The organism is Cyanobacterium sp. IPPAS B-1200 (assembly GCF_001747005.2).
In the GTDB taxonomy this organism is placed as follows: Bacteria; Cyanobacteriota; Cyanobacteriia; order Cyanobacteriales; family Cyanobacteriaceae; genus Cyanobacterium.
Genome location: NZ_CP182899.1, coordinates 3,060,834 through 3,074,984 on the forward strand (window position 1 = coordinate 3,060,834; position 14,151 = coordinate 3,074,984).

13 protein-coding genes are annotated in these 14,151 nt (G+C 38.0%); 4 read left to right on the forward strand and 9 right to left on the reverse strand.

Annotated elements, in window-relative coordinates:
• Positions 1-450 precede the first annotated feature (450 nt).
• Positions 451-651 carry a hypothetical protein gene (locus A5482_RS14230; RefSeq protein ID WP_201150012.1) on the reverse strand — a complete coding sequence of 67 codons (201 nt, stop codon included), beginning with the start codon at positions 649-651 and terminating at the stop codon, positions 451-453.
• The gene (locus A5482_RS14235) at positions 635-853 is read right to left on the reverse strand and encodes a transposase (protein ID WP_446684845.1); all 219 of its coding nucleotides are present in this window, start codon (positions 851-853) and stop codon (positions 635-637) included. Before A5482_RS14235 ends, A5482_RS14230 begins: the two co-directional genes overlap by 17 nt.
• 390 nt (positions 854-1,243) lie before the next feature.
• Here A5482_RS14235 and A5482_RS14240 point away from each other — a divergent pair, with 390 nt between their 5' ends.
• The 3 genes from A5482_RS14240 to A5482_RS14250 all read left to right on the forward strand — a co-directional run bounded on the left by A5482_RS14240 (position 1,244) and on the right by A5482_RS14250 (position 3,998).
• Positions 1,244-1,822: a tyrosine-protein phosphatase gene (locus A5482_RS14240; protein WP_446684780.1), complete on the forward strand. Its 579-nt coding sequence runs from the start codon at positions 1,244-1,246 to the stop codon at positions 1,820-1,822.
• Positions 1,823-1,919: 97 nt separating this feature from the next.
• On the forward strand, positions 1,920-3,245 hold the full coding sequence (locus tag A5482_RS14245) for a DUF2254 domain-containing protein (RefSeq protein ID WP_446684781.1): 1,326 nt from the start codon (positions 1,920-1,922) through the stop codon (positions 3,243-3,245).
• 435 nt (positions 3,246-3,680) lie between these two features.
• On the forward strand, positions 3,681-3,998 hold the full coding sequence (locus tag A5482_RS14250) for a hypothetical protein (protein ID WP_446684782.1): 318 nt from the start codon (positions 3,681-3,683) through the stop codon (positions 3,996-3,998).
• A gap of 37 nt (positions 3,999-4,035) precedes the next feature.
• On the opposite strand, the gene prfB is transcribed toward A5482_RS14250, so the two are convergent.
• The 7 genes from prfB to A5482_RS14285 form a co-directional block, all read right to left on the reverse strand.
• A protein-coding gene (gene prfB, locus A5482_RS14255) for a peptide chain release factor 2 (protein ID WP_141712663.1) occupies positions 4,036-5,143 on the reverse strand; the annotation gives its coding sequence in 2 pieces (ribosomal slippage) (positions 4,036-5,070 and positions 5,072-5,143; 1,107 coding nt in all).
• An 87-nt stretch (positions 5,144-5,230) separates the two neighbouring features.
• Positions 5,231-5,734, reverse strand: coding sequence for an NADPH-dependent FMN reductase (locus tag A5482_RS14260; RefSeq protein ID WP_069790280.1), 504 nt, complete (start codon positions 5,732-5,734; stop codon positions 5,231-5,233).
• A gap of 167 nt (positions 5,735-5,901) precedes the next feature.
• Positions 5,902-6,528 carry a tRNA (adenosine(37)-N6)-threonylcarbamoyltransferase complex dimerization subunit type 1 TsaB gene (gene tsaB, locus A5482_RS14265; RefSeq protein WP_069790281.1) on the reverse strand — a complete coding sequence of 209 codons (627 nt, stop codon included), beginning with the start codon at positions 6,526-6,528 and terminating at the stop codon, positions 5,902-5,904.
• Complete coding sequence (locus tag A5482_RS14270; protein WP_069790282.1) at positions 6,525-7,355, reverse strand: tetratricopeptide repeat protein; 831 nt, start codon at positions 7,353-7,355, stop codon at positions 6,525-6,527. Before A5482_RS14270 ends, tsaB begins: the two co-directional genes overlap by 4 nt.
• A 10-nt stretch (positions 7,356-7,365) precedes the next feature.
• Positions 7,366-8,535, reverse strand: coding sequence for an FtsW/RodA/SpoVE family cell cycle protein (locus A5482_RS14275; protein WP_069790283.1), 1,170 nt, complete (start codon positions 8,533-8,535; stop codon positions 7,366-7,368).
• Positions 8,536-8,587: 52 nt separating this feature from the next.
• Positions 8,588-10,036: a DUF3084 domain-containing protein gene (locus tag A5482_RS14280; RefSeq protein WP_069790284.1), complete on the reverse strand. Its 1,449-nt coding sequence runs from the start codon at positions 10,034-10,036 to the stop codon at positions 8,588-8,590.
• 143 nt (positions 10,037-10,179) lie between these two features.
• On the reverse strand, positions 10,180-11,139 hold the full coding sequence (locus tag A5482_RS14285; RefSeq protein WP_446684783.1) for a pentapeptide repeat-containing protein: 960 nt from the start codon (positions 11,137-11,139) through the stop codon (positions 10,180-10,182).
• A gap of 315 nt (positions 11,140-11,454) precedes the next feature.
• On the opposite strand from A5482_RS14285, the gene adhE reads away from it, so the two are divergent.
• Positions 11,455-14,046, forward strand: a complete 2,592-nt coding sequence (gene adhE, locus A5482_RS14290; RefSeq protein WP_069790285.1) for a bifunctional acetaldehyde-CoA/alcohol dehydrogenase — start codon at positions 11,455-11,457, stop codon at positions 14,044-14,046.
• The last annotated feature ends 105 nt before the right edge of the window (positions 14,047-14,151 follow it).

Below are 14,151 nucleotides of genomic sequence, written 5' to 3' on the forward strand. Positions count from 1 at the left end.
TTTTAACTGTTTAGATTAGAACCCATTTCGTATCTCAGGAAGCAGTGAGTCTTTTTAAAAGTAATCGAATAAAACATAAGTTGACTTTTTGGGTGGAGTTGAATAAGGTTCTTTCAAAGTTTTTGACCAAATTTTTACATCTTTCCATCCAAGCACCATTATCTTTCAATGATCCATCTTGCTTTGACTACCACAAATCCTTTTTTTCCTTCTGATTTTTTTGTTCAGAAGAGATTTTGCCTGATTTTTCGATACGAATTTTCTTTCCAATTTGTGGATAAACTTTTTCTAATTCCCTCATGATAACTGTACTTTAGACTAATTTGAACTGTAAGAAGCTATGATCCTTATATAGCAAGAATTTTGACTATTCTTATCCGTTTAATGTAAAAAATATAAAATATACGTCATATAAGGGTTTCAGCGTTTAAAATTAGATTTAGTCTAAACTCAAGTGATAAAATCAGGATAATAACCCGAATCCATGAGGATTGTAATTTTATGAACATTCATGGGTTTGGCACGAAAATAATCTATGTTCTCACTCAACATCATGATTAATCCTCGATCATCGGAAATACTTGCCTTTGTACAATAAGTGAAAAAGGGAAAGCCAAGACTGTCTACCCCCGCATTACAAGTATTTTTCACTGCTTGAGAATCGACGATAATTAATCGAGTCCAAGTGAATTTTTTTTACTTTTTCTCTTAATTGCTTGTGAAGTTCACACATCACTGTTTCAAAGACACCTTCTTTTTTCCAGTTTTTATAATGCCAATAAACGGTAGAATAAGGAGGTAAATCCTTTGGTAAATCAGACCAATTACAGCCATTTTTGAGTTGATAAAAGATACCACCCTAAATTTGTCTTTTAGACCACTTTGGTGGACAAGTTCTTTTTTTCTTTGGTAATAGAGGTTTAATTATTTCCCATTCTTGATCACTTAGACTGCTAGAGTAAGCCATTATTCCATTTATCAATTTGTTCCTCTCAATATTCTACTAGATACCAAATGGGTTCTATAGTGAAACTTGAGTTGCAGGTCTAAGAATATTTTTTTTAGTGTTTCTTCTTTTTATCTGTACTTTAGACTAATTTGAACTGTAAGAAGCTATGATCCTTATACAGCAAGAATTTTGACTATTCTTATCCGTTTAATGTAAAAAATATAAAACATACGTCATATAAGGGTTTCAGCGTTTAAAATTAGATTTAGTCTAAACTCAAGTTTTATGAGACAAATGGACATCAGTGCAATGGACGATGACAACTTTAGAGACGTCGGAGAATATGTAAATTTTATAGTGGAAAACAACTTGATCAAGGAAGGGTTGTTGTTAAGAAGTGGAAAAATAGACTTCGTTGAGGACCTCAAAAAAGTTGGTTGCCCAAAATCAATTATAAATTTAAGGAAGCAAAAAGACAAAAAGATTGAAGGAGTAAATCAATACGATTTTCCAAAAGCAGATGAGGTTGATGTCTACGAGTGGCAAAACAAAAAAACTAGGCTTTGGGCTGGCAAAATCTTGAAGACTATAAATCAAGAGTCCTTTAAATTGCCGCTCTTGATTCATTGTGCGTTTGGAAAAGATCGAACAGGTGTCATAATAGCCTCTATTTTATCAATTTTAAAAGTTCCCGAAAGTGTCATTTTAGAAGAATATAAGTTGAGCGAAGGGAAACTTAAAGAAAAAGAAATGGAAAAACTTGTGTATCAACTTCATGACTACGAATGGAGTGAATTAGACGTTGACCCAAGTGATTTTGAACAAATGTTTCTTGAATCTCCTCCCCCGATTAGAACCTCACTGTTGGGGTAAAGCTAGGGCAAAACAATTTGTAAACCTTAGATAGAAGTTAATTTAGCTCATTTTGCCTATAATCAGAATGGGACTAAATTAGGCAATACTACAATAGATGAAACAAACTAAATTCGGTAAACTTTGGGATTTGCTACATTCTAGTTTTTGGTTTGTGCCGACTCTAATGGTTGTATTAGCCATGGCACTTTCGTTTCTAACCATTCAGCTCGATCAAAGGTTAAAAACGGATCTTACTGGACAATTTGGGTGGGTTTATTCTGTTGGTCCAAATGGTTCCCGTGCCATTCTTTCTACCATTGCCGGTTCAATGGTTACTGTTGCTACCACTGCTTTTTCAATTACCATTGTTGCGCTTCAGCTTGCCTCTTCGCAGTTTGGCCCTCGATTGTTGCGTAACTTCATGCAGGATACGGGCAATCAGATTGTACTCGGAACGTTCATTTCTACCTTTGTTTATAGCTTGTTGGTGCTGCGAACCATTAATGGCGTTGACGAAAAGGAGTTTGTCCCCCATCTAGCAGTAACGTGGGGACTCGTACTTGCTCTCGCTAGTATCGGCGTACTGATTTATTTTATTCACCATTCAGCCTCTTCTATTCAAGTGGATCAGGTTATTACAGTAGTTGGTCGTGAGTTAGATGATGCGACTGATCGGCTTTTTCCCCACAAAATAGGACGAGGTGTCTCGAAGGAGCTGCCGCTGGATATTCCAGCTAATTTTGAGCGTGATGTTTACCCCATTAAAGCCACAAATAGCGGTTATATTCAAGCTGTTAACGATGACCAACTTATGCAGATTGCTACAGAGAATAACCTACTGTTAAGGGTTCAGAATTGTCCTGGCAATTTTATTGTTCAGGGTAATGAGCTTGTACTGGTTTTCGGTAGAGAACGAGTTAACAAGACACTTACAAAAAATATCAATGATGCTTTCATTTTGGGTTTACAACGCACAAAGCAACAAGATTTGGAATTTTCAATAAATCAGCTTGTTGAGATTGCAGTACGAGCCCTTTCGCCTGGAATTAACGATCCGTTTACTGCCATTCGTTGTATTGATCAACTTAGTGCATCCTTGTGTCATTTAGCACAAAGAGAGATTCCTTCTCCCTACCGTTATGATAACAATGACAAGCTTCGCGTTATTGCCGAACCTATAACATTCGGGGATATGACAGATGCTGCTTTTAACCAAATTCGACAGTATGGAACAACAAGTGTGGCAGTCACGATACGATTATTAGATGCCATCGCTGTTATTGCTCCCCATACTCACAATAAAGCAGACCGTGCTACGCTATTGCGTCATGCTAGTATGGTCGAACGTGGTAGCCACGAGGGAATCCCAGAAGAATTAGACCGTAAAGATGTTGAAGAGCAATATCTAGCAGCCGTCAAAGCAATAGAGTTGCGACTTTGACTGGTGTAGAAACTTTATGGGGAAAAACTAGTGAAGCGGTCACGAGGGGTAATCTTAGCTGAAACTATATTATAGTAAAGGTTTTGACTTATATTGCACCATTTTACAAGTATCTCGGCTCACGCTCGTTTTGACTAATTTGAAATTATTACCTATTGTACATTTCAGCGTTTTTATCTCATTAGTTTGACTAATTAAAGAAGGAAATAATCTACCCCTACTTATACCAAATCCTAAACTAAAAGTAAACTAATAACTACTATCAACCCCAGTGATTTCGAGTAAATAGACATACTATCTAAACAGGATTTGGTATTAAACCCTACTATTTCTATTTAAAAATGTTATTTTATATTAATAATTAATTAATTAAAGTAATGCTAAACTGAAATTAACAGCATTACATAAAGTCTCAATTAGAACTCTGAAGAATCCATGACTATCTTATATGAAGATGAATATATTATTTGTGACGATGATGCTTTAACTATTCTCTATTACTATTTTCCTTTTGGAGATAAGCGTATTCCCTACAAAAAAATAAATCAGGTCAGCATACAAGAAATGACATGGTGGAGAGGAAAAACCAGAATATGGGGTGGTTCATTAAGCTATTGGCTAAACTTAGACCCTAAACGTCCATGGAAAGATAAGTTAATCATTATTGATGAAGGGGAGTTGACAAAACCCGTTATTACTCCTGATAACCCTGAACAAGTGTACCAAATTCTTCTTACTAAAACTCATAATTAATTTCGCCAACCTACTTAATCCCTAACCCCTCTAATACCTAATTATTCTCTGGATTTTTTAGATATGCTTCAATAAAACTATCTAAATCACCATCCATAACGTTATCAATGGCAGTGGTTTCTACGTTGGTGCGTAAGTCTTTTACCATTTGATAGGGGTGGAATACATAGTTACGAATTTGCATCCCCCAAGCGGCTTCTACAATATCCCCTCGAATTTCGGCAATTTCTTTGATTTTTTGCTCTTGGGCAATTACCAACAATTTTGCCTTTAGTATAGCAAGGGCTTTCTCTTTATTTTGTAATTGCGATCGCTCCTGGGTACATCTTACCGCAATTCCTGTGGGTAAATGTACCACCCGCACCGCCGTTTCCACCTTATTCACATTTTGTCCACCCTTACCCCCTGCGCGAGAGGTAGTAATTTCTAAATCTTTATCGGGAATATCTACATTAATGGCTTCATCTTCCAATAAAGGCATCACATCTACCCCTGCAAAACTGGTTTGTCTCTTACCATTGGCATTAAAAGGAGAAATGCGCACCAAACGATGGGTACCCTTTTCACCCCTGAGATAACCAAAAGCATAACGCCCCTCAATCTCTAGGGTAACGGACTTAATTCCCGCCTCATCCCCCTCAGACATATCCGTTAAAGTAACCTTATAACCTTGGTTTTCAGCCCAACGGGTGTACATCCTCAATAGCATCTGCGCCCAATCTTGGGCATCTGTGCCCCCAGCACCTGCATTGATAGTCAACACAACCCCTTTTTGATCATATACCCCACTAAGTAGCTTACGCAACTCCCAACGGTCTAATTCTTGGGCTAGGTGAGTTAGAGTGTTTTCTGCTTCGGTAAATAACTCTACATCTTCTTCTAATTCCAATAACTCCACAATGGCTTTGGTATCCTCCAAGGATTTTTGCCACTGGGTTACTTGGGCAAGGGAAGACTTTACCTCATTTAAATCTTGGAGAGTTTTTTGTGCTTTGTCCGCATCATCCCAAAAGTCAGGCTGACTGGCTACTTGCTCTAAATCATGGATTTTAGCTTTAAGATTGGGTATGTCAAAGATAGTCCTGAGTTGTACTCAGGCGCTCTGTTATCACACTTATTTCTCTTTTTATATCTGCTAATTCCATTCTTTTTTTTGTGGATATTTTTTTTACTAGCTTAAGCTCAGAAGTTAGTATAACTCAGATTTTAATTAGAGTCTAGCAGTACAAAAATTAATTTCCCCAGCGTACTAATTGCTTGATTACCTCTTGGGCAGATTCGGGATTGAAGGCTTTATTTCCATTGGTTAAAATTGACCTTCCCACAACATTCATGCCAATGTATGATAATTGAGTCCTCATGGCGAGTAGTACATATTGCCCTCCCCCTCCGCTATGGGTAGCAATGGCCGCTGGTTTACCATTAAAGCATCCCCGCCAATCATCTGAGCTAACGCTCAACCATGCGATCGCACTTGTTAAACTAGGAGGAATACCCCCATTATATTCAGGCGCCACAAATATCATCCCCTCACTATTTGTAATAGTTTGATTAAGTTGTTTTATTTGGGGCAAAATACCTAACTTTTCTTGATTAGTAGGAGTATAAAGGGGCAAATCTTCCTGCACTAAATCAATAATTTGGGTGTCATTGCCCATATCCATGGCAATTTTTTTAATTTGTTTTGCCAAGGCTAAATTTTTATTATTACTAGCTATAATAATTGAAATTTTCATGGTTTAAATCGTACTATATAACTACTTATAATTATATCATTTATTAATCTAATGAAACAGCTAATGTCACCTTTACTTATAATAAAAATAAATAGTTTCTGTTAATAATAAACAATCTTTCAGTTTTTTTTAAACTTGAATATGATAAGTTATAAATAAGCATAAAACTACTGATAAAAAGGCATTAAATTTTCCCAAGAAGAAAAAACCCCATTCAACATTTCCTGCTCATATTTAATATTAGCTAAACTTAAAATATCTTCACTATTTTGTCCTAAATTTTGCTCACTAACCACTAAAGAATAACTTTTATTATATTGTTTATGATAATCTTTTACCATGGTTTCCCATTGGGCATTTTTATATAATTTATCATCTACTACACTGCACAAATTTAAATTATTTTTGACCTTATAAATACTACCAAAAACCTCATCATTATTAGCTCTCATTTGCACTAAAACTATTTCAGACTTTTTAAGTTGTGCCTCTTGCCATGCTAAGGATTTGAGAGTAGAAACTCCATAAACAGGAATATTTAACTGTTGAGCAATAGTTTTTGCTGTAACAACTCCTATTCTGGTACTTGTAAAACTTCCTGGCCCTTTTGCCACTGCAATAAATTTAAAATCTTGCCACGTTAAAGGGGTAATAAAGTCAGCTAATATTAGATGTAATTGCCTTCCTAAATCTCTGCCTAAATTCCATGTTTGAGACTTTTTTTTACCTTGACTATCCACAAGGGTAATACCTAATTCTGGGCTAGTGGTGTGTAGAGCAAGTGTTGCTTTCATTCTAATAATTCTTCTGAGCTTAGATTTTGTTCTTGTAACTGTTGTTCAATAATTTCTAGTCTTTTATTTAAGTTATCATTATTTTGTAACAATACTTGATTATCGTTTTGTAGTGTCTGATTTTTTTGTTCTAATTCTCTTATTCGACTATAAAAACCGTTGATAGTATTTTCTTGATTTCTCATTTGTTGAGATAATTGTTCTGTACGATTAATATTAGTAGAATTTAGTTGTCGAATTTCATTGCGTAAACCTTGTTCTACATTTTCGATTTGCTCATCGGGGTTATGAAATAAGTTTAGGGAGATATTATTAAGGGTAAATAGTCCGATAATTGTGCCGATGGATAAGATACCAAATAGCCCTGCACTTAGATGTATCAGTTGTCTATTTTTGACGGACTGAGTTAATTTGCCGAGTAGTTGTAAACTTTCTTCGTCGTCAGGTTTGATTTCTAGACATTGTCTGATTCTCTTTCTAATTTTTTGCTCATCTTCGGGATTATGGCTTTCTCGCCAACGTCCAAGATATGATGAAATCAAAAAATGGATCATTTCTATGTTATAAGGATCAAAGGCCAATCCTTCTTCTAATTCATTAATGGCATCATCCCAGTGGCGTAAACCGAAATACCCTTTTGCCCGGGCAAAATTTGCTTGGGATTGGGTTTGGGCGAGGAAAATTTCTTCGGGGCTAATACCAACCTCGGATACTATTTTTTGTAATTCTTCGGGGGAAGGGGTTTTGCTCCCTGATTGACATAATTCGGTAACTCGTTGGATATAGTCTTCGATGGTGTTATCCGAGGCGTTTTTTATATCTTCCATGGTGGTTAAGCTATTTTTCTGGGCTTAATTCTTGATTGTAGGTAGAAATTATGGCTTCTTCTGGTTCGACTTCTATGGCTACTCGAATTAAAAGGGATGCGAGTAAGATACTACTTAATACTGAGCTTCCCCCATAACTTAACATAGGGAAAGGTACCCCTGTGGTGGGTAACACGCCGACGGCTACTCCCATGTTTATCAGGGATTGACCAATGAGCATTACTATAGAGCCTAGGGCTATTAGTTTGTTAATAGGATGGCTAGATTTTAGTACCACAATCAAGCCCATGGTAGCATAAGTCCCTAAAAAGAGGAGAAGAGCGATCGCACCGATAAAACCAAATTCTTCCCCAAAAACAGCAAAAATAAAGTCAGTATCTTGAAAAGGAAGATAGAATAACTTTTGTTGAGACATTCCAAATCCTAACCCTGAAAGCCTTCCAGAGCCAATGGCAATAATACTTTGCACTAATTGATAACCATCTCCCCTAGCATCAGCCCAAGGGTCACGAAAAGATGTTATCCTCTTCATTTGATACTCGTTATTATTGACACTGATAAAAGCCATCACCAGCCCCAAAATAGCTACTCCAAATAGTTGAGCTAAAGGCACTCCTGCCGCCAAAGCAATTAACCAAAAAGTCATACCACATAGGGCAGTGGTACTTAAATTTGGTTGAACCAAAATCGCCACTAAACTAACGCCAAATATTAACAACCAAAACCCTTTAAACCACCATGTTTTGCGATCCCATGTACCAAAAACATAGGCACTTTGTATTACGATTAAGGGTTTTAAAAGCTCTGAGGGTTGGATTTGAATAGGGCCCAAACTTAACCATCTTTCCGCACCATTAACATTTACCCCCAAGCCAAAAATGGTTGCCAATACAAGTATTAAGACAAAACCATAACCATAGGGTGCAAATTTTAAAATTTGTTTGATGGGCATTCTATAAACGATTTTGCCCATTATCAAACCGAGATAAATCCATATAGCCTGTCGAGAAAAAATGTACCATCCATTACCATTATTGGTAAGAGAAACAGGATAAGAAGCAGAAAATAAAATCACTAATCCCAACGACAACCAGATGAAAGTTAGCCATCGTACTAATCTTGCCTCAAAGCACCACTTTTCAACTTCGTTATCATAAAAGGGAATCAGATGATGAAACATATACCCACGGTTGGAAAAAAATAGTAGTACCAGTATATCTTACTGGAAAATTCTAAAGTCTCATAATTTCTTGCCCTTGATACATAACCAATAGATTAACTTGTAAAGGGCCTGAGCTATAGGTGGTGTTACTAGCCACCGCTCTAATTTCGTCCACCCCTTGATTAGAGCCTTCTAACTCTTGAATAAAGTTAACGAGAGAAATCAATTGTCCATCACCGATGACAATGCGTCCTAACACTCCTTCTTGTCTTGCCCTAAATTGAGTTACTGAGAGAAGAAAGTCTAGTTTTTCTTGGATATTATTATTGGATATATCATCGGATTCGATGTTAGATAATGCTATAATTTCATCCTTTTGATAAACTGTTTCATTGGGTGAAACATCAGTAAAAATTCTTACGGTTTCTTCTCCTTGAACATAGTTACCTGCAGCTAAAATTTGTATTAAATACTCTCCTTTTTTAGTTAGTTGACTTCGCATTTGTTCCACCTGAGCCGTGCTTATTTGTACAAATCTTCTACTGGATGATTCTTCTCCATAACCTAAAATTCTCATGGCTCCCCTATTGGCTTCATTGAGGACACCATCGATTAATTCTTCTAGGTTCGTGTTATCTTCAACCTTAACGAGGGTAATGGTTATTAGCTGTCCTCTCACTAGGGCGATCGGTCTTTCTCTTAGGTCTTGATAGGTGCGATAATATTGTTCTAATACTTGTATTTCTCTTTCAAAAAATTTACGATCTCTTTCTAGTTGAGATAATAATTCTTCTTTTTCTGTTAATGTTTGATCTCTCTGGGCGATCGCACTGTCTAAACTGCTAATTTGCCTATCTCGAAACTGAATTTCTGCCCGTAAATCTTGCTGTTGTTTTTGTAATTCTTGTAGGGTTGTTGACTGCAACGCCAACACTTTTTCCTGCTCACTAATTTCATCCAATCTTAAACTAAGTTCTTGATCTTTCTCTCTAATTTGTGTCTGTAAAGCAACACTTTCTTCTTGAATATTATTTTTTTCTTCTAATAAAGTTGCCTTTTCCTGCTCAATGGCTTGTACCTCCGCCGCTAAACTTTGGGTTTGCTCATATATTTCGTCCAATAACTCCTGAGTATCTGTTAATTCTTGTTCTGTGCTGAGTAAAATATTTCTGGCTTCCTCTTGACGCTGTTGGGCTTCCTCCAAATCCCTTGCTACCCTGCTTTTTTCTTCCGTCACCTGGGCCAACTCCTCTTCCACTTCCCGACGACGGCTAAGAATTTCATCTAACTGAAATATTCCTTGACGCAAAGAAGCACTGAGGGCGAATAGTATTCCCAAAGTAGAAGCGGAAATTGATATACCTGTAACAATAGATACTACGATCGCCGTTTGTTTGGGTCGTAGATTAAATAATCTTAACCGAGCTTTACCTACTTTCGTACCAATGCGATCGCCCAGAGCCGCAATTAACCCCCCCAATATTAACACCGCAAAAATTAGTACATAAGCACTGGTCATTATAATCCTCTATGATCAAAATCCGAAAACCGTTGAAACTTCTAAATCTTATAAATATTATACTCTAGGGGATCTCACAGAAAGACATATTTCGCAACAGTATAATGTTTGAAAGTAACAGTTAACTAAATGTAGCCCAAAAATTAAGGATGAGTAGAACCATCGGGCATAATAGTTTCCTTCAAATTAGCACCTCCCAAGGTACTATTTCTCAAATCTGCCCCCCTCAAATCTGCCCCTTCCAAATCCGCCTCCATAAAATTTGCCCCCTGTAAATTGGCACTCTCAAAAGTAGCCCCCTGTAAATAACCATGGCTAACATAGGCATTTTCCAGATTAGCCCCCGACAGATTAGCCCCCCTCAAGGTAGCATGAACAAAAATAATTTGCCCCTTGCCCCCCGTCTTCTTTCTCAGGGGTGATAAAGTAAACCTTTTACCTCCCAAGCCGTGCAACACCGCCCCCGAAAAATTTGCCCCCCTCAAATTTGCCTTAGATAAATTCGCCTGATGAAGAAATAAACCCTCCAAAATAGAATTTTTTAAATTAGCCTTTCTCAAATCCCCACGGCTAAAATTAGCCTCACTTAAATTACATCCTTCCAAATTAGAAACCGACAAATCTGCCCAACTAAAATCTGCCTCCATCAAATTTAAACCGCTCAAATCAGCTTCTGTTAAGTTTGCCCTAGTAAAATTTCCCCCCGTTAGAGTCGCCCCCGTCAGATTCGCCCCTGTCAAATTCGCCCCCATAAAATTGGCATTGGAAAGAAAAGTATTCGATAAATTGGCATAACTTAAATCTGCGTAGCTTAAATCAGCACTGTTGAGATTACTCCAACTCAAGTCACTGTAACTAAAATCCGTATGTTGTAAATTAGCGCCTATAAAACGAGAGCTAATAATTCTTGCGTTTACCAAGTCAGCATGGCTGAGATTAGCACCACTCAAATCCGTTGAGCTTAAATTACTCCAACTCAAATCACTATGATTTAATTCAATTTGAGTTAAATTGACCTGAATTATTTCACTGGCCGAAAGACTGAGACGACTAAATTCTCTTTGTCCCTGAGAATATAATCTTAGTAATTCATCAACGTTCATTATCAAAAGTAGTTTTACAAAAAAATTTGTCAGTGCGATCGGCAATAAAAAGCAAAATTAGTTTAACATCAAATTATTATCTTAGCCCATAAACCATAAACCATAGATACCATTAATTACTCTTTGACAATGCCATAAAAAGGAAAATAAAAAGTAATTGTGAAGGAAAGTTTATATTTCACAACAACACCCATGATTCAGATCTAAGATCAAAGTAGAGACAAGTAAAAAACACTTATTTAAAAATCTCTAATCAATTTTATTTAGGTGCTACTTGATAAATCTCTTTTTATCTACTTTATCAAGGAGTAAATTATGAATGATAATCAAAACCAATTAGCTCAACTAGAAGAATTAATTGCTAAAGTAAAAAAAGCCCAAAAAATTTACGCAACATTTAGCCAAGAACAAGTAGATCGTATTTTTAAAAGAGCTGCCCTCGCTGCGAATGATGCCCGTATTCCTTTAGCAAAAATAGCTTGTGAAGAAACAGGGATGGGTATAGTAGAAGATAAAGTAATAAAAAATCATTTTGCCTCAGAAATTATTTATAATAAATATCGTGACGAAAAAACCTGCGGAGTTATCGAAAAAGATGATTTTTATGGCATAGAAAAAGTCGCCGAACCCATAGGATTAATTGCAGGAATTATTCCCACCACCAACCCCACTTCCACAGCTGTTTTTAAAACTCTTTTAGCCCTCAAAACTCGCAATGGAATCATTTTATCTCCCCATCCTCGGGCAAAAAAATGTACCGTAGAAGCCACCAAGGTTATTTTAGAAGCGGCTGTAGCTGCGGGCGCCCCTGCCGACATCATCGGTTGTATAGAAGAGCCTACCCTAGAAGTGTCTCAGGGGTTGATGCAACACCCCGAAATTAAGTTAATCCTCGCCACGGGGGGGCCTGGCATGGTGAAAGCGGCTTACTCCTCTGGACATCCTTCCCTTGGGGTGGGGGCTGGTAATACTCCCGCTTTTGTAGCCCGTAGTGCGGATATAAGAATGGCTGTTTCTTCCATTATGCTCAGTAAAACCTTTGATAATGGCATGATATGTGCCTCTGAGCAGTCGGTAATTGTGGAAAATGACATTTATGACGAGTTTAGGAAAGAATTTGAGTTTAGGGGGGCTTATTTTACTACCCCAGAAGAAACGGAAAATTTACGGCAAGTTATCTTAAAAGATGGTCGTCTCAATGCGGACATTGTAGGGCAGTCGGTAATCCAAATTGCTGAGTTAGCTAATATTGTCATTCCCCCAGAGAGTAAGGTATTAATTGCTGAGGTAGAAGATATTGGCATTAATGAGCCTTTATCCTATGAAAAATTATCCCCCATCCTTGCCATGTATCGAGCTAGGGATTTGGAAGATGGTACCGCCAAAGCAGCCAAGTTAGTGGAGTTTGGAGGAAGAGGACATACTTCGGTAATTTATATCGCCCAAGATGACCATGAACATATAGAATATTTTGAAGCAAGGATGGAAACCAGTAGGGTTTTGGTTAATACTCCTGCTTCTATGGGTGCGATCGGAGATTTATATAACTTCCGTCTCGATCCTTCCCTTACCCTTGGTTGTGGTAGTTGGGGGGGTAACTCCATCAGTGGTAATGTGGGAGTATCTCACCTTTTAAACGTGAAAACCATTACCGAACGTCGAGAAAATATGCTCTGGTTTAGGGTACCGCCGAAGGTATATTTTAAATATGGTTGTTTGCCTGTGGCATTGGGAGATTTGGCAGGAAAACATCGAGCTTTTATTGTAACCGATCGCCCCTTATATGATCTCGGAATTACTAGCAAAATCGAGAGCGTCTTGGAACAGTTGGGCATGAAGTTCGATGTATTTTCTGATGTAGAACCAGATCCCAGTTTAAGCACCGTAAACCGTGGCTTGGAGCGCATGAATAGCTTTCACCCTGATGTAATCATAGCGGTGGGAGGAGGTTCCCCCATGGATGCAGCCAAAATCATGTGGTTGTTGTATGAACATCCAGACATCGAATTTGAAGGCATTGCCACCCGTTTTATGGACATTCGCAAACGGGTATATGATCTACCTCCTTTGGGGCAAAAAGCCATCATGGTAGCCATTCCTACCACCTCTGGCACGGGTTCGGAAGTCACTCCCTTTGCGGTGGTAACAGACGATCGCACGGGGGCTAAATATCCTTTGGCGGACTACGCCCTTACTCCAAATATTGCCATCGTTGATCCTGAATTGGTGTTAAATATGCCCAAGGGTTTAACGGCTTTTGGGGGCATAGATGCGCTCACCCACGCCCTTGAATCCTACGTTTCTGCCTATTCAACGGAATTTACCAGTGGTTTGGCACTCAAAGCCATCGGTTTGATTTTCGACTATCTACCCCGCTCCTATAATGAAGGGGCAAAAGACGTTAAGGCAAGGGAAAAAGTCCACTATGCAGCCACCATTGCGGGGATGTCCTTCGCTAATGCGTTCCTTGGTATTTGCCATTCTTTGGCTCACAAATTGGGTTCTCGCTTCCATATTCCCCATGGTTTGGCTAATGCCCTGATGATTTCCCATGTAATTCGTTATAACGCCACCGATGCCCCTTTTAAACAGGCTATTTTTTCTCAGTACAAATATCCTAACGCCAAATACCGTTATGCCCAAATTGCTGACTATCTCCATTTGGGGGGTGAAACGGAGGAGGAAAAAGTGGAGTTACTCATTGAGGCGGTGGAAAACCTGAAACGGGCGGTAAATATTCCAGCTTCTATTAAGGAGGTTTATACTGGCACCGAAGAAGAATTTTTAGGGGCGATCGCCACTTTAGCAGAAGAAGCCTTCGATGATCAATGTACAGGTAGTAATCCTCGCTATCCTTTGATTAAAGATATGAAAGATTTATATATTACTGCCTATCACGGTAGTTAGTTTCTTTCTCCCCACGGTAAAAATTAAAGTAGGGTGGGCATTGCTCACCCATAGGCTATTATTATGATGAGGAAAAAATCACAAAAACAAAATCAATTACAGTTC